At 64.2% G+C, this 22674-nt stretch carries 16 protein-coding genes; 8 read left to right on the plus strand and 8 right to left on the minus strand.

Features of this window, described 5'->3' with window-relative positions:
* The first annotated feature begins 170 nt into the window (after positions 1 to 170).
* Both ABIE35_RS14250 and ABIE35_RS14255 read left to right on the plus strand, forming a co-directional pair.
* Positions 171 to 671 (plus strand): sensor histidine kinase, encoded by a 501-nt coding sequence (locus ABIE35_RS14250; RefSeq protein WP_354515859.1) that lies wholly within the window; start codon positions 171 to 173, stop codon positions 669 to 671.
* A 106-nt stretch (positions 672 to 777) separates the two neighbouring features.
* Positions 778 to 2973, plus strand: a complete 2196-nt coding sequence (locus tag ABIE35_RS14255) for a transglycosylase domain-containing protein (RefSeq protein WP_354515861.1) — start codon at positions 778 to 780, stop codon at positions 2971 to 2973.
* A gap of 95 nt (positions 2974 to 3068) precedes the next feature.
* On the opposite strand, the gene ABIE35_RS14260 is transcribed toward ABIE35_RS14255, so the two are convergent.
* From ABIE35_RS14260 to ABIE35_RS14280, 5 genes are all read right to left on the minus strand, one after another.
* Positions 3069 to 4832, minus strand: coding sequence for an FAD-dependent oxidoreductase (locus ABIE35_RS14260; RefSeq protein ID WP_354515862.1), 1764 nt, complete (start codon positions 4830 to 4832; stop codon positions 3069 to 3071).
* Positions 4829 to 7804 carry an FAD-dependent oxidoreductase gene (locus ABIE35_RS14265; protein ID WP_354515864.1) on the minus strand — a complete coding sequence of 992 codons (2976 nt, stop codon included), beginning with the start codon at positions 7802 to 7804 and terminating at the stop codon, positions 4829 to 4831. The genes ABIE35_RS14260 and ABIE35_RS14265 overlap by 4 nt, the downstream gene beginning before the upstream one ends.
* A gap of 2 nt (positions 7805 to 7806) precedes the next feature.
* Entirely contained in the window at positions 7807 to 8946 is a 1140-nt protein-coding gene (locus tag ABIE35_RS14270) for a Gfo/Idh/MocA family protein (protein ID WP_354515866.1), read from the minus strand.
* A gap of 118 nt (positions 8947 to 9064) precedes the next feature.
* A complete protein-coding gene (locus ABIE35_RS14275; protein ID WP_354515867.1) occupies positions 9065 to 10453 on the minus strand; it encodes an MFS transporter in 1389 nt (462 codons plus the stop codon).
* A gap of 247 nt (positions 10454 to 10700) precedes the next feature.
* A complete protein-coding gene (locus ABIE35_RS14280) occupies positions 10701 to 11504 on the minus strand; it encodes an IclR family transcriptional regulator (protein ID WP_354515868.1) in 804 nt (267 codons plus the stop codon).
* Positions 11505 to 11595: 91 nt separating this feature from the next.
* On the opposite strand from ABIE35_RS14280, the gene ABIE35_RS14285 reads away from it, so the two are divergent.
* The 4 genes from ABIE35_RS14285 (at position 11596) to ABIE35_RS14300 (ending at position 15618) form a co-directional block, all read left to right on the plus strand.
* Positions 11596 to 12492 (plus strand): LysR family transcriptional regulator, encoded by an 897-nt coding sequence (locus ABIE35_RS14285; protein WP_354515869.1) that lies wholly within the window; start codon positions 11596 to 11598, stop codon positions 12490 to 12492.
* A 112-nt stretch (positions 12493 to 12604) separates the two neighbouring features.
* Positions 12605 to 12913: a YciI family protein gene (locus ABIE35_RS14290; protein ID WP_354515870.1), complete on the plus strand. Its 309-nt coding sequence runs from the start codon at positions 12605 to 12607 to the stop codon at positions 12911 to 12913.
* Positions 12914 to 12922: 9 nt separating this feature from the next.
* Positions 12923 to 13993 (plus strand): alcohol dehydrogenase catalytic domain-containing protein, encoded by a 1071-nt coding sequence (locus tag ABIE35_RS14295; protein WP_354515872.1) that lies wholly within the window; start codon positions 12923 to 12925, stop codon positions 13991 to 13993.
* Complete coding sequence (locus ABIE35_RS14300) at positions 13990 to 15618, plus strand: FAD-dependent oxidoreductase (RefSeq protein WP_354515874.1); 1629 nt, start codon at positions 13990 to 13992, stop codon at positions 15616 to 15618. Before ABIE35_RS14295 ends, ABIE35_RS14300 begins: the two co-directional genes overlap by 4 nt.
* Positions 15619 to 15817: 199 nt before the next feature.
* Here ABIE35_RS14300 and ABIE35_RS14305 read toward each other — a convergent pair whose 3' ends face one another.
* Positions 15818 to 16549: a glutamine amidotransferase gene (locus ABIE35_RS14305; RefSeq protein ID WP_354515876.1), complete on the minus strand. Its 732-nt coding sequence runs from the start codon at positions 16547 to 16549 to the stop codon at positions 15818 to 15820.
* Positions 16550 to 16696: 147 nt separating this feature from the next.
* Here ABIE35_RS14305 and ABIE35_RS14310 point away from each other — a divergent pair, with 147 nt between their 5' ends.
* Both ABIE35_RS14310 and ABIE35_RS14315 read left to right on the plus strand, forming a co-directional pair.
* Positions 16697 to 17947: an MFS transporter gene (locus ABIE35_RS14310; protein ID WP_354515878.1), complete on the plus strand. Its 1251-nt coding sequence runs from the start codon at positions 16697 to 16699 to the stop codon at positions 17945 to 17947.
* A 170-nt stretch (positions 17948 to 18117) separates the two neighbouring features.
* Positions 18118 to 19431, plus strand: a complete 1314-nt coding sequence (locus ABIE35_RS14315) for an ammonium transporter (protein WP_354515880.1) — start codon at positions 18118 to 18120, stop codon at positions 19429 to 19431.
* 137 nt (positions 19432 to 19568) lie between these two features.
* Here ABIE35_RS14315 and ABIE35_RS14320 read toward each other — a convergent pair whose 3' ends face one another.
* Together ABIE35_RS14320 and ABIE35_RS14325 are read right to left on the minus strand one after the other, a co-directional pair.
* Entirely contained in the window at positions 19569 to 20165 is a 597-nt protein-coding gene (locus tag ABIE35_RS14320) for a DnaJ family domain-containing protein (RefSeq protein WP_354515882.1), read from the minus strand.
* Between the two features lie 192 nt (positions 20166 to 20357).
* Entirely contained in the window at positions 20358 to 22655 is a 2298-nt protein-coding gene (locus ABIE35_RS14325) for a SulP family inorganic anion transporter (protein ID WP_354515884.1), read from the minus strand.
* Positions 22656 to 22674 lie beyond the last annotated feature (19 nt).

Genomic DNA, 22674 nt, shown 5'->3' on the forward strand with positions numbered 1-22674 from the left:
AAACCTCCGGCTTAGCCTCGCTCTGTGGAAGCGAGGCATGACTCCTGCAAGCCTCCCCCACAAACTTGATGCGAACTTGAGCCAAACGAAAAGGTTCCTTGATCTAGCGGCGCCACGCTGGAATCAGTCGGAACACCAATACCGAGGGGTTTCGGCAACGAATCTCAAGTATGAAAGACATCGATGTGGGGGACGCAATGGAGCAGTCATCAGCACTCAGTGAGGTAGTTGCCGTCAAGGGCATCATCCAGGACCAACACCCCGTGGATTTCTACGCGCTGGGCGTCGCTGGATGCATTGACCGGCTCGCCGCGCCGCTCCGCCGCACCGGCGTCACCGTGCACTGGCACACCCCGCATCATGGCATCGAGATCTCGTCGAAGGCCGCCGCCCTCCTCTATCACGTGGCGCAGGAGACCTTCAGCAACACCCTCAATTACGCCGATGCCAGCGAGCTCACCGTCCGCCTCAACGCCGTCTACCACGGCATCCAGCTGACCATCACGGACGACGGCGCCGGTTTTGAAATCCACGCCTCGCCCAGCGGCCGGCGGCACGGTTTTGGCTTGTTGCTGATGTCCATCGCAGTGCACGACGCCGGCGGGACAGTGAACATCGACTCTGCACTTGGGCGGGGCACCAGCGTGAGGGTAACGCTGCCGCTGGATTGAGTCCGATTTGGGACCTTATTTGGGCTCCCAGCCATGGCCCAACCGCGTTGCCGGACGTATTCTGTAGCTACTTTTCAGCCTGACATCCCGACGGAATGGCACGAAAATGGCGCGCAACAAGGGTTCAAAACCCGGTCTCGGCAAGGTCCTCCTGAGGGTCTTCGGGTACTTCCTGGTGAGTATCCTCTGCGGCGTGTTGATCTCCGGGCTGGTGGTTCCCGTGGTGGCGTTCACCAGCACCACCGTGGGCGGGTCGATCGGGTTCTATGAGGACCTGCCCAGCGAACTGAACGTCGATTCCCCCTCCCTTTCCAGCACCGTGGTCTCCGCGGACGGCCAACACATCGCCACGTTCTACGCGGAAAACCGGGTCAAGGTTCCCCTGGAGGAGATGTCGCCGTTCATCCGGGAAGCCATCGTAGCGATCGAAGACAGCCGCTTTTACGATCACGCCGGCGTAGACGCGCAAGGCATCATCCGGGCGTTGACCTCCAACCTGACAAAAGGCACACGGCAAGGGGCATCCACGCTGACCCAGCAATACGTCACCAACGTACTCAACGAGTCGCGGCTGTCCGAGGGGCGTCCTGAAGACGTGGTGCTCAGCGGCCAGAAAACCATGGGAGACAAGCTCCGTGAGGTCAAACTCGCCCTCGAGTTGGAGAAGCGGTTCAACAAGGAACAGATCCTTGAGGGGTACCTGAACATCGTGTTCTTCAACCGGGACGCCTACGGCATTGAAGCCGCATCGCGATACTTCTTCAGCACCTCCGCGAAAGACCTGACCTTGCCACAGGCCGCGCTCCTTGCCGGCCTGGTCAACGGGCCCAGCATTTACGACCCCACCGTGGACCCGGATGCGGCGTTGAGCCGGCGCAACCTCGTCCTGGACCGGATGCTGGAACAAGGCATGATCACGGCAGTAGACCACGGCGTGGCAGTGGCAACACCCATAGAGCTGAACATCACGCCTTCCCGGCAGGGGTGCGCGGGGGCAGCTATTGCCACCTACTTCTGTGACTATGTCTCCCACCTGATCCTCAACGATGAGACCTATGGTTCCACTGTCAACGAGCGCGAGCGCCTGCTCTACCGAGGTGGCCTCACCATCACCACCACGTTGGACAGCAGGCTCCAAGCAATTGCCCAGGCCCAAGTGGACGCCTCGGCCGGGGACAACCCGGACAAGTGGGGCGCGGCCATGACCACGGTGCAGCCCGGCACCGGCAAGATCCTGTCAATGGCACAGAACACGGTCTTCGTGCCGCAGGAAGGAAAATACGATACCCAGTTGAACTTCAACGTGGACGCCAAGGACGAGAACGGTTATGACCTCAATGGTGCCGGTGGTTTCCAGCCGGGATCCACCATGAAACCGTTCATCTACGCCGAGTGGCTCAACCAAGGCAAGCACCCCACCGCCGTGGTTGACGCCTCACGCAGGGTCTACCCCGTGGGGTTCCCGTGGCGTTCCAGCTGCGGCAAGGTGCTGGGTGGCTACAGCTCCGCCCAGAAGGCACAGAACCTGGGCGCCGACGACGACCTGCAAAACAACGATGCCGGCTACTACCGCGCCATGCCTATCAACTACGGCCTCTACAACTCCATCAACACGGCTACATTCGCCACCGCAGCCCAGTTGGACTTCTGCGGCATCCAGAAAATGGTGGATACCGTTGGCCTGCACAGCGGGCTCGACAACGCCCCAGTGAACATGCACCAGATCGGCAATCTGCTGGGCTCCATCGGCGTGGCGCCACTGGTACTGGCGAGCGCCTACGCAACCTTCGCCAACGACGGAACGTACTGCGCTCCCATCGCGATTACTGAGATCAGCGATGCCCAGGGCCGCCAGTTCGAAGCCCAAACACCCCAATGCCGGGAGGCCGTGAAACCGTCGGTGGCCCGTGGCGTTAACGCCGTCCTGCAGGATGTACTCAAGATGGGCTCAGGTGTATGGATCGAGCCCAAGGTCCACACCAAGGTTCCCGTGGCTGCCAAGACCGGCACGTCCAACAACAACGGGGCCACGTGGGTGGCCGGCTACACCACCTCTCTTGCCACTGCATCGTTTTTTGGGGATACGACGGCGGGACAGCAGCGAGCCGGACAGAACGTCACCATCAACGGAAAGTTCTACAAATCCCTGGACGGCTACATGATCGCTGGACCGCAGTGGGCCAACTACATGGTGGAAGCCACTGCCCTCTACCCCAGCGGACCCTTCGCCGCACCTGCTCCCCCACCCGCGCCGGCACCTGTCACCACGGTGCCCGCGGTTCCGCGACTGACGGGACGGTAGCGGGAGCCCTGCGTTGCGGGGCCCGCTCTGCGCGCTTCCCACCCGAAATGGGGCGCAGAGCAGGCCCCACAACGAACCCGCCGGGCAGCTCCGGGCTAGAGAACGATCTCCGCGTCAGCGCGCGTACCGTCGTCCTCGTAGTTGTCCACGCCGGCGAGGTGGCGGCCCGCGATGTACCCGAACGTCAGCGCAGGGCCCAGGTTGATGCCGCCCGCCGGGTAGTGCCCGCCCATGACGTTGGCTTGGTCGTTGCCGGCGACGTACAGGCCCTCGATGGGGACGCCGTCGTCATTGAGCGCCCGTGACCGGCCATCCGTGTCAACGCCCGCAAAGGTTCCGAAGCTGCCCGGCACCACCCTCACCGCGTAGAACGGCCCCTTCTCGAGGGCCCCCAATGACGGGTTCGGCTGGTTGCTGGGATCGCCGCCGTAGCGGTTGAAGGCTGTCCCACCGCGTCCAAACCCGGGGTCGACGCCGTCGCGTGCGTTGGCGTTGAACCTCGCCACAGTGCGGCACAACTCCGCGGGGTCGATGCCGCATTTCGTGGCAAGTTCTTCCAGCGTCCGGCCCTTGATGAGGTATCCGGAACGCAAGTAGGGGAACAGCGGGACGGGCAGCGGTTTGGCCATTCCCAGCGGGAATTTACGCACAAACCGGCTGTCCGCGATCTGCCACGACTCCACGGTCTCCCCTTCCGGCGTCGCTGCGATGAGTGCCTCAACGTAGTCGTAGTAACCGTTGGCCTCGTTCACGAACCGCTTCCCATCCGAACGGACACCGATGCTGCCGGGCTTGGCCCGGTCCATGATGTGCGGAAACACCCCGGTGCGGCCGTTGCGGTACGGCACCAGCGATACCGGGCACCACGCAGCGGGCGACTTCACGTCGGTCCTGAAACGGGCTCCCACTGATTCGGCCAGGTTGATGCCATCGCCAGCGGTCTCGCGTGGGGAAAGCGTCCAGTGCTCCCGACCCGTGGGCGTCTTGGGAAACAACTCCTTGCGACGCTGAACATCGTTGGGGAAGCCTCCGGTGGCCAGCACGACGCCGCGGCCGGCGTTGATCTGCAGCTCGCCTTCCGGAGAACGCACGACGGCGCCGGTCACCTTGCCGTTGTCGTCGCTGAGCAACGCTGTGGCAGGGGTGGAGACGCGGATGTCGACGCCCAGGTCATCCGCGGACTTCATAAGCCTGCCGGTGAGGGCTGTGCCGTTGACCAACTGCATGTTGCGGCGGTGGGTCAGCAGGTCCAGGAGGTGGAAGCCGAAACGCCACCCCGCGTGGAGGATCCCTTTGAGGTTTCCCTGTGCTGCTGAGAGGAACTTGCTGAGGTCCGGCCCTGCCATGATGCCCATGCCGAGGAAGGACGTCTCGTACAGCTGATGACGCATCTTGGCGCGAAGGGCCGGCTTGATGGTCCGGGCATTAAGGGGTTTGGGCCCTACAGAGCGGTTGCCCTTGCCAGCGCCTGGGAGCTTGCCGTAGATGTCGTTGATCCTGCTGCCCGGGACGAACTGCAGTGACGTCTTTTCCTGGAAGAAGCCCACCATGTGTGGGGCAGCCTCGAGGAATGCCTCTACGTTCTGCTCCCGGTAGTCGTCGCCGAGGACGGCGCGGAGGTAGGTCCGGAATGTCTCCTTGTCTTCGTTGAAGCCCTCGGCTTTCGCCAGTGGGTTTCCAGGGGCCCACGCCCAGCCGCCGGACCACGAGGTTGCACCGCCGCAGACTCCTGACTTTTCCACGACGACGACTTTCAGCCCGTGGTAGGCCGCTGTCACTGCCGCAGCGAGGCCTCCGGCTCCTGAGCCGATGACGAGGACATCGCAGTCAAGGGTGCGGAGGGATGGGGTGTTGTTCACGTGGTGCTCCAGGTAAATGCGGGGGTGACAAGGACTGAGTTGGCTGCTGTTTTCAGCTTTTTGGCCCAAGCGAGTTCGCCGGTGGCGCCCACGCTGCTTTCGGAAGGGGTTTCGACGCTGACCGGGATGTCGGCGGGGAACGACGCGAGCATGGCTGGAAGGTCGAATTCGCCTTCCCCCGGCACACCCCGTTCCGAGCGTGACTCAAGGATCAGTCCTTCCCTGCTGGGCGGCGGGATGGCCGGTCCGTCGCAGAGCTGGATCATGGGGACCAGGCCTGCGGCTTCTTCGAGTTGGGCCCACGTGCCGCCGAAGCGGTTGACGTGGAGTGCATCCACCACGATCTTGCAGTCTGCCCGGTTCGCGAGTTCAACAGCCTGCGGGATCGATCGGACGGTCTGATATGCGATGGGTTCCAGCGTGGGGACGATCCCGTATGCCTTGCCGTCCTGCGTCATCTGCGCCAGATGATCCCCGAAACGGTCCAGGTCCGGATCCGCGCAGGCAACTGTCAGCGTGGACGCTCCGAGAGCTTGGCCCGCCTCCATCATCCGCAGCCAGGCGTCGCGTTGATCGGCGCCATTCTGCAGGCCGGTTCCGTCCAGAAGCAGGAACTCGATGTCTTCAACGGTGACTCCCGTGCCGGCCATTCGAGCCAGGGTTTCGCGAAGCATGGGTGAGCCGGGCTGGAGGTTGTACGGTCGCTCAGTGGGTGTCACTGGACGCACGCGTACGCCGATGAAGTCGAACCCGGCCTCAGCGGCGATGGTCACCAGGTCCGGGGGTGCGGTTCCCACAAGCGAGAGCTGCGCCAGTCCGAGTCGGCGCAGTGGGGTGCCGCGGGGTGGAATGGCAACAGGCTCAGAGGCATTGGGAGCAGCGGGATCGCCGGTCCGCTGCGAGATCGCCGTAAGGCTACGGCGAACCGGCGCGTTTCCAGCGAGCTCGGCACCATCAGTGTCAGCACTGCCAGCCAAAGCAGCAGCAATCCGCTGAGCGGCGTCGTACCCGCTCTTGACCGCGTTGGACACAATGGCCGCTGCAGTATCGACGACGGTTCCGGCCATCGCGACTGGAATGGACGCTGACCGGCTGAGCTCCGCTTCGCGTTGCTCCACCGTGAGAGGTCCGCCCAACGGCAGCACGGAGCGGGAAACAAGCAGTTCCCCTGGGGCGTCGATCCACTGGTCGTTCTTGCCGGAGCGGCGGACGCGAACCCGGCCGCGGTCGAACTCCTCGATGGTGCTGGACAGGAAGATCCGCACTCGCGGGTTGGCTTCAAGACGCGGCACGGCCAGGATCTTGGCGCGACGACCAGACTCCGGGGCCAGCGCTTCCTGTGGTCCGATGATCAGCACAGCGGTCCCCTGCGAAGCGAGGGTGTCGGCAACGCTCATGGCCACGGAATCAGCGCCCCAAATGGTCACAGCCTCCGGTGCCCGCGAACCATCGTCGAGAATCTCCGGGTGTGCCGCAAGCCAGTCCCGAATATCGGTAACACGGGGTGAATCACTGCCAACAAACCCAGCCGTCGGCCGACCACCACCAGTAGCGATGACAACTGCGTCGGCGCCGAAATCGCGGGCCAACGCGCCGGCGTCGGACGTGTCAGCGTGGGTACCCAAGCGGACGTCCACGTCGAGGCGCTCGTTCTCCCAGACTGACCAGTCGGCGAAGCGGTGGAAGTCCGGCGTGGACCTCATGCGCTCGGCGAGGGCGAACTGCCCGCCGGGCCGCGCGCCGTCGTCCACCAACGTCACGCTGGCGCCCGCTTCGGCGAGTTCGCGGGCAGCGGTGAGCCCGGCGGGACCGGCGCCCACCACCAGCACGCGCGAGGAGGAGCGGACTGCGGGAGTGGGAACGGGCACACGCGAACGCCCAACAGCAGGGTTGACCGTGCAGGTGACTTGTCCGAGCCCCAGGTTGTCGATGCAGACGTTGCACGCGATGCACGGCCGGTACCGTTCACCGCGCAGCACGCCGCCCACAAAGGCGGGATCGGCATGGATGGCACGTGCCAAGCTCACGAAATCGCAAGTGCCGTTGGAGAGGACTTCTTCAATGATCTCCGGGCTGTTGAGCCGTCCGGCCATGCCCAAAGGGAGACCGAACTGGCGGTAGGCCTGGGCGTAGTCGGCCAGGATTCCGGGCTTCCACTCCCCCGACTGCACGATCCATTCGCCGGCGTCGTAGCTGCCCGCGGAAAGGTCCAGGAAGTCGAGCTTGTCCAGGTGGGCTTTTCCGATGATGGCCACTTGCTGTTCAGCGCTGATGCCGTCGGCCGGACCTTCCAGCACGGAGACGCGCATGCCCACGATCGTGTCCGGCACCGCCTCGCGAATGGCATCGATCACCAGGTTCATGAAGAACTCCGGCGCCGCGAACTCATCCGTGCGGTGGTTGGAAATAGGCGACATGAACTGGTGGATCAGATAACCGTGGGCACCGTGCAGGTTGATGACGTCGAACCCTGCAGCCACTGCGCGCTTTGCCGCGGCGGCGTATGCGGCCACGAGTTCGTAGCACTCAGCGGCGGTGAGTTCCCGGGGAACTTCGCCGCCCGCCGTCGGGCATGGAACCGGCGACGGCGCGAGGTTCCTGAACCCTGACACTGAGGACTGCGCGGTGCGGCCGCCGTGGTTAAGCTCGACGGCGGCCAGCGCACCTTCGGCGTGCAGGGCGTCAGTGAGGCGGCGGAGCCCGGGGATCATGTGGTCCGCGTGCAGGCCGAGCTGGTGCGTACGGCCTTTGCCGTCGGCGCGGACATACGTCGCTTCGGTGGTTACCATTCCAAGGCCGGCCTTGGCGCGGGTCACGAGGTAGTCAATGTACTGCTCGGTGATGTGCCCATCCGTGGTGCCGTAGTTACGTTCCATGGGGGCCGACGCGAGGCGGTTGCGGAGTGTCGAGGGGGTGCGGCCGTTGCGGCCCAGGGTCAGTGGCATTGCCGCTGCGGGCGTGGTGGGAAGCATGGTCAGAGAGCCACCTTCTCGCGACCACGCAGCTCGGGAATGGCTGCGTGGGTGGGCTGTACTGCGGCGAAGCGGACGGGTTGGCCGGTGCGTGAGGACTCGTAGACTGCCAGCAGGATCCGCAAGGATTTCAGCGCGTCTTTGCCGGTAATGGCCGGTTCGGTGCCGGTTTCCAGCGCCTTCACGAAGTCCTTGACCTGCAGTTTGTGGAACGGGATCAGCTGGCCGTTGATGCTGGACAGGTCGACGTTCGGTTCAACGCCTTCAGGGTGTACAGGCTCGACGACGATTCGCTCACCCACCGCCCACAGGTCCAGTCGGCCATCGCTGCCTTCCGGGAATTCCGTCAGGGAAGCCGAGGCGCCCGTTTCTCCGGTGATGCGGAGCTGGATTCCGAGGTTGGGCGATACGGCGGTGGAGGCCTCCAGCGTTGCCATGGCTCCGGAAGTGAAGGTGATCACCGCTGTCGCGGAGTCTTCTACTTCTACATAGTCTCCGTGCCGGTAGGTGTTGACCTTGCCGTAGACCTCGGCCACGTCCCCCAGGTACCACTGGAGGAGGTCGATCTGGTGCACGGCCTGGGACATCAGGACCCCGCCGCCATCGTTTTCCCACGTGCCACGCCAGGCGTCGCGGTTGTAGTAGTCCGGGTCGCGGTGCAGCATGACCGAACACTGGGCCATGATCGCCTTGCCCAAGGTGCCGTCGTCAATCGCGGTGCGGATCTTCTGCGACGCCGGCCAGAAACGGCGCTGGAAAAGGACCCCCAGCTGGACTCCGGCTTCTTCACAGACTTCCACCATGCGTTCGGCAGACTCCAGTTTGGTAGCTATGGGTTTCTCACAGAGAACGTTGACCCCGGCTGCGGCTGCCCGCAGCACCACGTCTTCGTGGGTGGGGTGCGGCGTGCAGACGGAAACGATGTCCAGGTCCAGGGCGAGGAGTTCGTCCACGCCGGTAACCGCGTTCGGGACTCCCCAGGTCTTGGCTGTTGCCGAGGCCCGGTCCGGATCCACATCGCAGACGCCCACCACCTGGACGTTGTCCAAGGCGCTGAAAGCTTCCAGATGGTTGCGGGAAATGGCCCCGCAACCTGCGATTCCTACGCGGAACGTGCGGGTTGCCGGTGCTTGCGAGGTCATGGGGTGATCCAACTTTCGGGACATATGAGTCAGTTGCTTGGGTGAGTACGTAAGGGACGGTGCCGGGCGGCGCGAGCTGCCGCCCGGCGTCGTGCGTTGTGTTCTGCTTGCGACCTGGCTACTTGACGGAAATCCGCGGCTTGCCAAGGTCCTCCAGCGGGACGTTGTAGGTTTCGCGGGCTGTCATTATAGCGATGGCCGAGGCGGCCAGGCACAGGATGGTGAAGCCCGCTACAGGCCACCAACCGTTCGGACCGGACTGGGCCAAGAGGGTTGCGATGGCCGGTGCGAAGCCAGCCAGGATCAGGCCAATCTGGCTGCCGATCGCCATGCCGGAGTAGCGGACCGCCGCGGGGAACATCTCAGGGAAGAACACCGTCCACACGCCGTTCCAGCAGGAGTAGAAGACGGTCATGTTCAGGAAACCGAACAGGAAGATCAAGGGGATGTTCTGCTCGCTGATGGCCCAGAAGTAGCCGATGGTGGTCAGTGCGCAGCCAACGGCACCCACCAGGAGGACCTTCTTGCGGCCAACGCGGTCCGAGATCATGGCCGAGATGGGGATGGTCACCATGGACAGGCCGATGGTCACGGCGTTCACGGTGAGCATGAGGGTGCGGTCGATCCCTACGGCGGGGCCGGTGGCGTAGGCCAGTGCGTACACGGTGAAAGTGGTCTGCATGACGGAGAACAGCATCACTACGCCAACACGCAGGACGTCTCGCCACTGGGTTTTCATGACCGCGACGGCGGGAATGGCCTTGGGCTTGTCATGCTCCACGATTTCCTCGAACACCGGGGGCTCATCCAAGCGGGTCCGGATCCAGTAGGCCACCGCAAGCACTACTACCGAGAGCCAGAACGGCACGCGCCAGCCCCAGCTGAGCAGATGCTCTTCGGGCAGGGCTGCCAACGGGATAAAGACGACCGTGGACAGCACCATTCCAGAGGCGTATCCGGTCATCACGAAGCTGGTGAAGAACGCGCGGCGGCCTTCTGGTGAGTGTTCCATGGTGAGGGTGGAGGCACCTGCGGCTTCAGCGCCGGCAGAGAAGCCCTGGGCCAGCCGGCCCACCAGCAACAACGCCGTTGCCCAGTAGCCGATTTGTCCATATGTGGGCAGGAATCCGATGCCGATGGAGGCTACGCCCATGATCACCAGCGTGACCATCAGTGCCTGCTTCCGGCCGATCTTGTCACCGTAGTGGCTCATCACCAAGCCACCGAGTGGCCGGGCAAGGTAGCCCACGCCGAACGTCGCCATGGCTCCGAGCAATGCCACTACGGGGTCGCCGCCGGGGAAGAAGATCTTGGGGAAGATCAGGGCGGCGGCAGTGCCGTAGATGAAAAAGTCGTAGTACTCCAGGGTGGATCCAAGGAAGGAGGCCAGTGCCGCCTTCTTGGGCATTTTGACGTGTTCAACCGGCTCTGTTCCAACCGGCCCTGTTCCAAGCGGCGAGGCCGCATTGTTGACGTCCGAGGGCGAGTGCTGCTGCACGTGTCCCATACTGTCTCCTCATTGAGTGCCGCGGGAAGAGGCACCGCCATGGTGCCTTGCCCGGCAAAGAATTGGACGAGGCACAAACCGCCGGCTGCTGCTTTGTTGTGCAGCCCGCCCGGTGGCCGTTGATAACGACTCCCGTAGCTGTGCTCCAGATCACAGGCGATTGTTCCTCTGGAACCGACTTTAGGACCTAGGTCACACGCAGCGGCTCAACTTCCCGTTGAACGGGACAGGTCTCTTTTCTGACCCCTCATGGCTCCTGGTGGGACAACCACGGACGGGAGCCGTAAGGCCGGCGTTCAGCACCCATGGTCCGGGACAAGCCGCGGCCTGCGGCCACCAGGACCGGGAGTATCAGCCCGGCGTCCTCGTCCACAGAAGGCACGACGACGGAAATGGCACCTATGACGGCCTGGCCTTGGCCAAAAACCGGTACGGAATAGGCCGTGTTTTCCTCCACCAGGACACCCACCAAACGGGCATAGCCACGCTCGCGGATCTGGGCGAGGTGGCTCCTGATCCTGGCAGGGTCCACCTCCGTTGCCTGTGTGGTCTTCTCCAGCTTTCCCGCCAGGAACCGGTCCTGAACCCAGCCCGGCATGTGCGCCATCATGGCCATTCCCGACGACGTCGTATGGATGTCCAGACGGCCGGCAACCTCCGCCAGGTTCATGACCGTTCCATGCCGGTCCAGGCGTTCGAGGTAAAGAACACTGTTGGTTTCCACGTCCGGAATGGACAGGGCCACGTGTTCACGAACGGCCGCGTGGACACCTTCCAAGAACGGCAAACCGCGACGCCGGAATTCCTCCAGGGGATTACTGCGGGAGGCCAGTTCCCACATCTTCATTCCAACGCCGAACTCGCCGGCCGGGTTGCGCTCCAGAAGTCCGTTGGCTGCCAAGTCCATGGCCAGGCGATGCACCGTGCTGCGGGACATTCCGGTAATCCGGATCATGTCCTTCAGGGGAAGCCACGGCTGGCCTTTGGAAAACGCATCCATGATCTTCACGACGCGTTCGATCACGGACTCCCCCGACGCCGAGTTGGCCATGATGCCTCCGTAGTGCTTTTCCGGTCGGCTGCATCGCGGACCTCAAACCCAATATAGCCTTGCACTGAAGCGCGAGAATCCGGGAGGCAACGTGGAACTGCGGCAAATTGAGGCCTTCCTGGCAGTAGCGGAGGAATTGCACTTCGGCAGGGCGGCAGAACGGCTCCGCATGGCCCAGTCGCCGTTGAGCCAAACCATCAAGAAGCTCGAAAAGGGCTTGGGCGCACCGCTCTTTGTGCGCAACACCCGGTCCGTCACGCTGACCCCGGCCGGGCATTCCCTGTTGCCGCACGCACGCCGGATCCTGGACGAAGTGGACCTGGCACGCAGGGCTGTCAGCGCCGGAACGGGGACCGTCTATGGCAAGCTCGCCATCGGTTTCTCGGGTGCGCTGAACCATGCCACGCTTCCCCCACTGACACGGGCCCTGCGCCAGCACTACCCGCAACTCGACGTGACGCTGCGGGGAGGCTTGCTGACCCAGGAAGCACTTCACCAACTGGGCAACGGTGCACTGGACCTGGCCTTTATCGGCCTACCCATCGACGCTCCGTCGCTGGCCACCCGCCGGATTGCCATTGAGCGCCTGGGGGTTACCCTGCCGGCAGACCACCCCCTTGCCGGACAGGCCTCCGTGGAAATGGCCGAGCTGGCCGGTGATCCGTTCATCACCATGCCTGCCGCCCAGGGGTCCACGCTGCGTGAGGTCACCTTCGCTGCGTGTGCTGCCGCCGGGTTCCGCCCCAGGATCGCCCAGGAGGTCTCCGACCCCTACACGGCACTGTCCCTGGTGGCCGGTGGAGTGGGCATCAGCCTGATGCCCGGGTCCATTGCAGGGATCATGCCTGCGGGCATCGTCTTCCTGCCGCTTCAAGGTGACGACGTCCTCCTGATTTCCGGACTCGCCTGGAAACCGGGCTCCATGTCGCCAGCCGTCCGGGCGGCAATCCAACTGGCCGAGGAAGTACTGCCAACACCCGCCGACTAGTCAACTATGTGTTTTCTGCACATAGTGAGAGATCAACTAAGTATTGGACAAGAGCTAATGCGTTGCCCAGCATTGAGAAAAGCCCTACGCACTCAATGAAGAGGACAACCTCGTGGCCACGTTTGCCGTTACATATACCTATTCCGACTCGACGTCCGCCGGCAGGGATGCAGTCCGCCCCGCTCACGTGGAGTTCCTCAAAGCCCAGTTCGACGGCGGCCGCCTTCTCAAGAGCGGCCCTTTCGGTCCGGAGGAATCGCCTGGCGCTCTGCTGATCATCGCCGGGGACACCAAAGCCGACGTCGAAGCCCTCATGGACCAGGACCCGTTCCATCAAGCGGGGCTCATTGATGAACGGACCGTGCGGCTCTGGAACATCTTCTTCGGCGCTGAGGCCGCGCAGCCGGCCGCGCAGAACTGAGGTCCACCAGTGCTGTCCGCGATCACCGTCTCCAAGGAGACCATTGCTTTTCGGGATTCTCCTGAGCCCATCCTTGAACCGGGCCACGCCCTGGTCCGGGTCCACAACGTCACCCTCTGCGGCACCGACCTCCATATCTGGGAGGACGACTACCCCACGGAGCTTCCCTTGGTCCAAGGCCATGAGTTCTCCGGCATCGTGGAGGCCCTCGCACCGGGGAACACCCGCAACGGGAATGGCGCAGTTCAGGACATCAGCATCGGCGACCGCGTTGCCGTCAACCCCATCGTCTATTGCGGCGGGTGCCGCCCGTGCCTCACCGGCCGGTACAACGTCTGCCAGAACGTGGGATGCCTGGGCTGCTACTCGGACGGGGCTCTAACAGAACTGATCAGCGTCCCGGTGGAGAAGCTCTGCCCCGTTCCCGACGATCTCCCGCTGGACATCGCCGCCATGGGTGAACCCGCCTCCATCGCCATGCAGGCCGTCAACCGTGGCCGGCCCGAGTCCGGCGAAACCGCGCTGGTATTGGGAAGCGGTCCCATCGGATTGCTGGCCACGCTGTACCTGACGGAGTGTGGAGTCACGGTGATCTGCGCCGATACCGAGCAACACCGGCTGGATCTTGCTGTCGGGTTCGGCGCCGCGGAAACACTGCTGGTGAGGCCGGGAAGCGACTTCCCGGATGAACAGCAAGCACAGCGCCTGGACTCCATGACCGATGGGTACGGGCCGCAACTGGTCATTGAAGCCACCGGGGTTCCTTCCTCCTTGGAGAATGCCATCAGGCTGGTCGCCAGCGCTGGCCGGATTGTCCAGGTGGGCATCTCGCCGCGGCAAGCCAACGTCTCCATGAAGGACATCCCCTACAAGGAGCTGGATCTCATGGGCAGCCGGATGAGCCTCAACCTCATCCCCGACGGGCTCGCCCTGCTGTCCCGTCACCCTGAACAGGCACGCGCCCTCATGACCCACCGCTTCGCCTTTGCGGACGTGCAAAAGGCGTACCGACTGATGCAGGGACGAACCGGGAAGATCGGCAAGATCGTCGTCGAGATGCCTGCGGGAAGCGTCGCATGAGCACCTCAATCGTCACCGCGCCCGAACAACTCAAGGCAAGCTACGACGTCGTGATCATGGGCAGTGGCGCCGCCGGACTGGTGGCCGCCGTCCGTGCTGCCGATGCCGGACTGAGCGTCCTGGTGGTGGAGAAGGCGCCGCTGCTGGGCGGCACCACGGCTGCCGGTGGCGGCGTGATGTGGGCACCGAACAACCACCTCGCCAAGGCTGCCGGGTACCAGGACAGCCATGCCGACGGCGTCGCTTACCTCACGGAGGCAGCCGGCCACGTGATGACGGCCCAGGAAATCGAGTGGTACGTGGCCACTGCGCCGCGGTCCGTGGACTTCCTGAACCGGAACACCAAAGTGTCCATGGTTCCCATCGCCCGCCCGGATTACCACATGGAATGGAAAGGATCCGCGGACGGCGGTCGTGGCCTGGACAACAATGCTTTCGATCCCCAGGAATACCCCGGTCTTTCGGAGCTGATACGGCCGTCGTCGTATTTCCCGCTGCTCACCATGACCGAACGCGATGAACTCAACGGCCGCGCCGCTGATCCGTTGCTGCTGGAACACCGAACGTCCACGGGGATCCGGACCATGGGCGGCGCCTTGGTGGGGAGCCTGGTGGCGAGCGCTGCGGACCGGGGCGTGCACCTTGTGGTGTCCAGTCCTGTGCAGGACTTGTCCGAATCAGGCGCAGGGTGGAGCGTGCGTCTCGGCGGGGTTTCCGCCGACGCGCCTGTGGCCGCGACCGCCGTCGTGCTTGCCTCTGGTGGGTTCGAATGGAATCCGCGGCTTCGCAGCGCGTTCTTGCCGTATCAGGTGACGCCCATCAGCGCCCCGTCCAACGAGGGCGACGGCTTGGAACTCGGGCTCAAGGCCGGTGCGGCTGTGGAGGACATGACGGCAGTGTGGGGCGTTCCGGTGATTTCGACGGCGGCCCATCAGTACGACGGGCATCAGTCCGGCCGCATGGGAAACGTGGAAATGACGTTGCCGGGATCAATCACCGTGAACAGCGACGGCAAACGCTTCGTCAACGAGGCGCTCAACTATCACGACGCCAGCAGGGTCTTCGCGTCCATCAACCCGCATACGGGCAGGCAACAGAACAACCCGGCGTGGTTGGTGTTTGATGCCGCCTTTGTGGCCAAATACCCGGTGGCGGGCTCCTCGCCGGGCGAACCCGCAAAGTGGATGGTGTCCGCGCCCAGCCTGGAACTCCTGGCCAGGGAGGTGGGCATCAACCCAGCCGGTCTCGATGCCACGGTTTCCCGGTTCAACGCCGAGGCGCTTCTCGGCGTTGACACGGAATTCGGCCGGGGCGCCACTGCCCAGGACCGATTCCTGGGCGATGCCGGGAACACCCCCAATCCTTGTCTGGCGCCCTTGCTGGTTCCACCGTTTTACGCGGTTCCCATCAGGGCAGGCGTACTCGGCACGTCGGGCGGGTTGGCTACGGACTTCAGTGGTCGCGTCCTGGACCATCGGCAGCAGGCCATTCCGGGACTTTATGCGGCGGGCAACGTCTCGGCCGGGGTCTTCCGCAACAACTACCCCGGCGGCGGCGCCACCCTTGGTTCCGCGATCACCCGTGCCTTCGCTGTTGGGGAAGATCTCGCGGCCCGGCTGAAGTAGCCGACCCTTGGGGGGACGGAAACGCTCGACGGCGACTGACGCCGTCGGGCGTTTGCGTTGCCAGGCCCGCTCTGCGCGGCATCCCTTGAACGAAGGACGCAGAGCAGGCCCCACAACACACCCACCCCATCGTTGCCAGGCCCGCTCTGCCCGCTTCGCGCCCCAAATGGGACGCAGAGCAGGCCCCACAACGGATGGGCTAGCGGGCGTACAGCTCCGTGAAGTTCCTGAGCACCCGCATGGGCTCCGTCACGGATGATTCGAGGGCGGCGGCGATGAGTTCGTCGGCCTCGTGGGGCGGGAAATAGCCTGCGTTCTTATAGATGTTGATGCGCGTGATGAGCCCGTCGGCGTCCAGTTCGGGGTGGAATTGCGTGGCGTAGAGGTTGTTCTTGATGCGGAACATATGCACCGGGCAGGCCGCCGAGCTGGCCAACAGCACGGCATGATCGGGTAATTCGCTGCACGCTTCCTTGTGACCCACAAAGGCGTCGAAGGTGCGCGGGACACCCCGGAGCATGGGGTCACGCTCCCCGTCAACGGTGAGAGTGATCTCCGTAGGCCCCACAGGTTCGCCAAAGCGGCGATCGATGACGGCTCCCTGATGCACGCCCAGGGTCCCGACGCCGTAGCAGGCACCCAGGAACGGGAAGTCCTCGGCCACGATTCGGTCCAGGAGCGATGAGAGTTCAGCCTCAACCCGGATCTGGGCTGCGCTCTTCTCCTCCACAGGATCGCTGGACGTGTAGGGGCTGCCGCCAACAATCACCCCGGAAAAGTCCGACAGTTCAAGGGGCGGCAAAGGCCCGGATTCCAGCCGGATACGGACAAGTTCTTCCGGTTTCAGGCCGCAGTACCTGAGGTAGGCCTGGTACTCGTCATCGGCTGCTGCGTCTTCGGCGCGGGTGGCCAGCAAAAGGAAGGGCTTCACAGGCCCAGTCTGCGCGAGGAATGCCTGACGAACAAAGTGTGTTGGCCCGGAGGGGGTTTCTGACAGAGACTCCCTTGCATCGCCGTGGCTGCATAACGTTGGTAGGAATCCCTTGAACAGCCATGACTCACTCTTGAGGAGCAATCTTTGAAGCAGGACCCTTTGGTCGCCGCTACGCAATCGCCGCAATCGCCCGACGCGTCAGCAGCTGCAGCCCAACTCCCCAAGAAGATCCCGTGGGGTGGCCTTCTGGTTCTGGCGGCGGCAGGGTTCACGGCTGTAACCACAGAACTCCTGCCCTCGGGCTTGCTTCCCCAAATCAGCCGCGACCTCGGAGTGGACGAGTCGGCGGTGGGTTCACTGACCGCGGTTTATGCGGCCATCATCGTTTTCACGGCCCTCCCTCTGTCCCGGTTCCTCGCCGGACGGCTTCCCCGGAAGACCCTGCTCATTGCCACCGTGCTGGCCTTCGCCCTCAGCAACGTGCTCCTGGCTTTCAGTCCCTCCTTGGGTTGGGCGATCGGGGCGAGGCTCCTTGGCGGCATCGCCCACGGCATGTTGTGGTCCAGCATGGCACCGTATGTGGCCCGTATCGTCCCCGCACATTCCGTGGGCAAAGCCATGGCTGTGGTCTTCAGTGGCAACAGCATCGCGTTGGCCGTCGGTGCTCCCATCGGGACGCTGATGGGTTCGCTCATGACCTGGCGCACCTCGTTCCTGGTCCTGGCCGGGGTCGGTGTCCTGCTGGCAGTGTTGGCTTTCTGGCTTCTCCCCGGCGCTCATGACCAAGCCAGCCAGAAGACCCCATCCCTCCGGGCAGCCATGAAACTGCCCGGCGTCATCGCCATCGCCATCGCATGGCCGCTCCTGCTGCTGGCCCATTTCACACTCTTCACCTACGTTGCCCCGTTCCTCCTCGCCTCCGGGCTGCCGGAATCCGCTACGAGCCTGTCCCTTTCCGTGGTGGGCATCGCCAGCCTGGTGGGTATCTGGATTGCCGGCATGACCGCGGACACCCGCCCGCGCACCTCGGTGATTGCCGCCGTCGGACTCTTGACCCTTGCTTTCGCCTTACTCCCCGCGCTCGGCGGCACCTGGGTGGGCGCGTTTGGACTGATGACGCTCTGGGGCATCGCGTTCGGTGCGGTGGGCATCTACAACCAGGCGGCGATTCTCCGTGCAGGCGGTGAGCACAAGGATGCTGCCAACGGACTGACCGTGGTAACCATCCAACTGGGCATCGCCGTCGGTGCTGTGTACGGAGCCTTCGCCCTCACCACCGTGGGCGCGCCGCTGGTGCCGTTGGCGGCCGCGGTTCCCACTGCGATTGCGCTGGCGATCATCATTGCCAGCCGTCGCGGCGGTTACCCAGCCGGGGGTCGCGAGAAGCGCCGTTAACATTCCCGAAACACACCAGTGACGTGATCTTCACGAACGGTGGATTTCTGTAACTTACCTGCAACTTAGCTCTTCTGAGTCGGAAACATAGCTCACCGAATATTGATCGGGGGGTTGGTGTGGGCCGTGCAACAGCGGTCCCGTTTCGGACAAGCTTGAAGGGAACGCAGGTGGAGATCTCTGCGCAACACGTCTGGCTGATGTTGTCATCGGCAATGGTGCTTTTCATGACCCCGGGCCTCGGCCTGTTCTACGGCGGCATGACCCGCGCCAAGGCAGCTCTGAACATGATCATGATGAGCTTCATCTCGGCAGGCATCGTTGGTGTTGTCTGGGTCCTGTGGGGCTACTCGATGACCACCGGCGACGGCTTCCTCGGCCTGTTCGGCAACCCATTTGCACACTTCGGCCTGCAGGACCTCATGGGTTCACCGGACCTCATCAAGGCAGGCTTCGCTGCTACGTTCGCGATCATTACCGTGGCCCTCATCAGCGGGGCCATCGCCGACCGTGCCAAGTTCGGCGCTTGGGCCTTGTTCGTGCCGATCTGGGTGACGGTGGTTTACTGCCCGCTGGCTTATATGATCTGGGGCGGCGGCCTGATGAGTGCAGGGGGTGCCCTCACCCAGATCTTCGGCCAGGTCATCGACTTCGCCGGTGGCGCAGTGGTTGAGGTCAGCTCCGGAACCGCCGCTTTCGTCCTCGCACTGATCGTGGGTAAGCGTCACGGATTCGCCAAGGACCCCAACCACCGCCCACATAACGTGCCGTTCATCATGATCGGCGCAGCCATCCTCTGGTTCGGCTGGTTCGGATTCAACGGCGGAGCCGCCGCCACGGTGGAGCAGGCGGGCCTCATCTGGGTCAACACCCTGGTCACCCCGGCCGCGGCGATGCTGAGCTGGCTGGTCGTCGAGAAGGTCCGCCACGGTCACCCCACTTCCTTGGGCGCGGCGTCCGGCGTGGTGGCCGGCCTCGTGGCCATCACCCCGTCCTGCGCCAACATCACCCCGCTCGCAGCTCTTGGCCTGGGTCTCGTGGCCGGCGCTGCGTGCGCAGTGTTCGTTGACCTGAAGTACAAGTTCGGCTTCGACGACTCCCTCGACGTTGTGGGCGTTCACTTCGGTGCCGGCGTCATCGGCACGATCTCCCTCGGCTTCATCGCCTTCCCCACCGAGGGCACGGCCGGCGGCCTCCTCTACGGCGGCGGACCGCAGCAACTCATTGCCCAGACCATGGCCGTCCTGGTCACCATTGCGCTCTCCGGCCTGGGAACGCTGGTCATCGGCCGGGCCATCCACAAGACCATCGGCTTCCGCGTGGCCCACGAGCACGAAGTCACCGGCGTTGACCTCACCCAGCACGCCGAGTCCGCCTACGAGTTCGGCCTCACCGCCCACGGCCACTTCCGCCAGCAGCAGGCGCACCTGTCTGCTTTGATCAGGCGGAAGCCCGAAGAGGCCAAGGAAGACAGCTTCGCCTGACGGCACCCTCACCAAACAGCAGCCGACGGCGGAACCTGGGTCCCGCCGTCGGCTGCTGTTTGTGCGCGCCCACCCAAGTAGGTAACAGCAAACGCCCCACTGAGGCTGACTGGGACGTGTGCTGTTACTTAGTTGGGCTAGCCGGAGCCGTTCCAGATCCGCTGCCACCACGTCCGCTTGCCCGGCTGCTCGGGTTCCGGCTCCGGCGGAGCTGCGGCTGACCTGCGTTCCCGCCACTTTTCCAGTTCAGCGTCTACGTCGCGGAGCTGGGTGATCACCGGAGGCCCGCCTTGGAGTTGTCGCCGGGCCTCGATAACGCGTTTGTTGAAGTCCTCAAGGATGTCCCGGACCTGTTTCTCTGTGTACTGCTGGTCCAGCTTGGCATCGAGTTCGGAGTCCTCAATCCGGAGCAGAATGGCCGGCGGACTGATCCCGCTGAGACGTTCGCGTTGGATGAGGCCCTTGACCCACCAGTCTGGATCGTAGTGCTCCCCCAACCCGGGGATTGGTTTGCCGGCGTATTTGAGGTTGTCGAACTTGCCCTGGTTCATGGCGTCCCGGATGAGGTACTCAACCCGGGCGGCGTCGTCCACCTTCCGGCGTTTCTCGCGTTCCTCGGCATCGGCGGCCTCGAGCTCTGCGTCTTCCTCCGCGTTACCGCCCCACGACCGGACGGCCCGCAGTTCGGCACCTCGCTCAAGTCGCCGCCTGAAGGCGTTATTCTCGGCAATCACGTATCTGCCACCTCCTCGCCCGGCAGCCCTCGCCTGCCGGACATCGTGGTTCCAGTATTCCGCACATTGGCGTGGTTAATGGAGGTACCCCCACCACCTGCTTTGAAACGGCGACGGCCCCCGACGCGCCGCCAACAGGGCGTGTCGGGGGCCGCGGAGCCCAAAGTGGGTGGTGGGGGCACGCGCCGCCGGCTACGAACGAACCGCCATGCTCGGATCCAGCTGTTCGATGCTTTCAGGAGTCACCAGCACAACCCGGGCCGTTGAGATGTCGTAGAACAACCCGGTGGCCCGCACGTTGCCCGAGGCGAGAGCCGGCCCAGTGACGGGGTGGTCCTCCAACTTCCGGAGCTGCATCGCAATGTTCACCATGCTCAGCTGGTCCAGCTTGCTGTAGCCGTCGGCCTCGGCCGCACGGGCAACGGGGTGGTCGGCGAGCAACGCCGAGTAGCTGGGCCGAGCGTGCTCCAGCCACGAATCGAAGCCGGAACCCAGAGCCGGTGCAGAGCCCTCAGCATCAGCAATGACGGCCTTCATGGCGCCGCAATTGGAGTGGCCGCAGATGACGATTGAGTCCACTGACAGCGCCTTGACCGCAAAGGACAGCGCGGAGTCGATGGAGGCATCCCGGCCATCGCTGCACACCACGTTGCCAATATTGCGGAGCGTGAGAAGGTCACCCGGTCCGCTGCTGGTGATCAGGTTGGGGTTGACGCGGGAATCGACGCACGCCACGAAGAGGGTGTCCGGGTTCTGTCTTTCGGTGAGGCCCTGAACCAGGGGGCGGACCTTGTCTGCGTGCCGGCGATGGTATTTGTCGATGCCCAGGAGGATGGACCGCAGCGGCGGCTGCCCGCCGTCGTCGTCCGCTGTTGGACCGTCGCCGGACGGCAGCCAGGACGTGCGCGGGGGCAGCGGGAATTCGCGCGGGTCCTGCCGCTGCGGGGTGTTATCCTCGGCATCGGTGAAGGCGGTGGTGCCGTGTTCCTCAAGGATTACCGAGGCACCGGTGTTCCGGTGCTGCTTCTGCCAGGCGACCAAGGCTTCGCGGAAGGCGTGGTCCAGGTAGTCGGCATTGAGTTCCACCACGGCGTCCTGGCCTTCGGGCACAGAGTGCAGGACGCGGTTGAGCCGGGGCAAAGCGAAGAAGCTGCACGATCCGGCGATGGTGACGCGCCACGGCAGGCCCGAGCCGGCTGGTGCATGCGCGTGGATTTGCGGGCGGAGTACGCGCCACAGCACGCACAGGGCAGCGAGGGCCAGGCCGATCATGACGCCTTCGAGCAAGTTGAGGACCACGACGCACACCAAGGTGACGCTATACACCAGGAGCTCACCAGTGCGGAGGCTGGTCCGGATATCGGCGACCTTGATGAGCTTCGCGCCGATGACCAGCAGCAGGCCGGCCAGCACGGAGAGCGGAATGAGTTGGATGAGCCCTGCGAACAGGGCGGAGAAGACGAGGACCCAGACGCCGTGCAGGATGGCGGAGGTGCGGCTTTTCGCGCCGGCTTCAACGTTGGTGGCGCTGCGGACAATCACACCGGTCACCGGGAGTCCGCCGAGCATGCCGGAGACGACGTTGGCGGAACCTTGGCCCACCAATTCACGGTTGAGGTTGGTGCGGGAACCGCCGTGCATTTTGTCGACGGCGACCGCTGACAGGAGCGATTCGATGCTCGCGATCAGGGCGACCGTGATGACGGCCATGCCCGCTGCGCGCCAGTTGCCGTCGGGCAGGCTTGGGAGGGCGACGGCGTCGAAAATGGATCCGCTGAAACTGATGCGTTCAACGTTTGGGGCTACCGCCACGGACAGGGCAGTGACGGCAACGACGGCGGCCAACGGCCCAGGCACTTTTCGCACCGCCGCTGGCAAGTACTTCCAGGCCATCAGGATGGCAACAACGGCAAGCCCCAGCAGCGCCGAGTGCAGCTCCACGTTGGTGATGGCCGCTGGCAGGGCTGTCAGGTTTTCGACGGCGGACCCAGCCGCTTGGCCGCCGAGCAGCACGTGGAGTTGCTGCAGGATGATGGTGATGCCGATGCCGGCGAGCATCGCCTTGACCACCACGGGCGACACTGCCAGCGCGGCCCGGCCAATGCGGCTGACACCCATCAGTAACTGCACGACGCCGGCGCCGACCGTGATGGCACACGTCACCGCCCAGCCGAATTCGTCCACAAGACCGGCGACGACGACGGTCAGGCCGGCTGCGGGGCCGCTCACCTGCAGTGGGGACCCGCCCAGGCTGCCAGCGACGATTCCACCTACTGCTGCGGCGATGAGGCCTGCCATGACAGGGGCTCCGGAGGCGGCGGCAATACCCAGCGAAAGTGGGAGTGCGACGAGGAAGACTACGAGGGACGCGGGAAGATCCGCGCCGAGGTTGCTGAGGAAGCTTGGCTTGGCGGCACCTATGCCCCGGTTCTTTCCCGGCGGGCTGTGGGAGTCAGTGGGGACGGTAGCGGAATCGTTGGGCTGCGGCATGGTGATCCTTGAGCTTGGG

It is taken from the genome of Paenarthrobacter sp. 4246 (assembly GCF_040546855.1).
Taxonomy (GTDB): domain Bacteria; phylum Actinomycetota; class Actinomycetes; order Actinomycetales; family Micrococcaceae; genus Arthrobacter.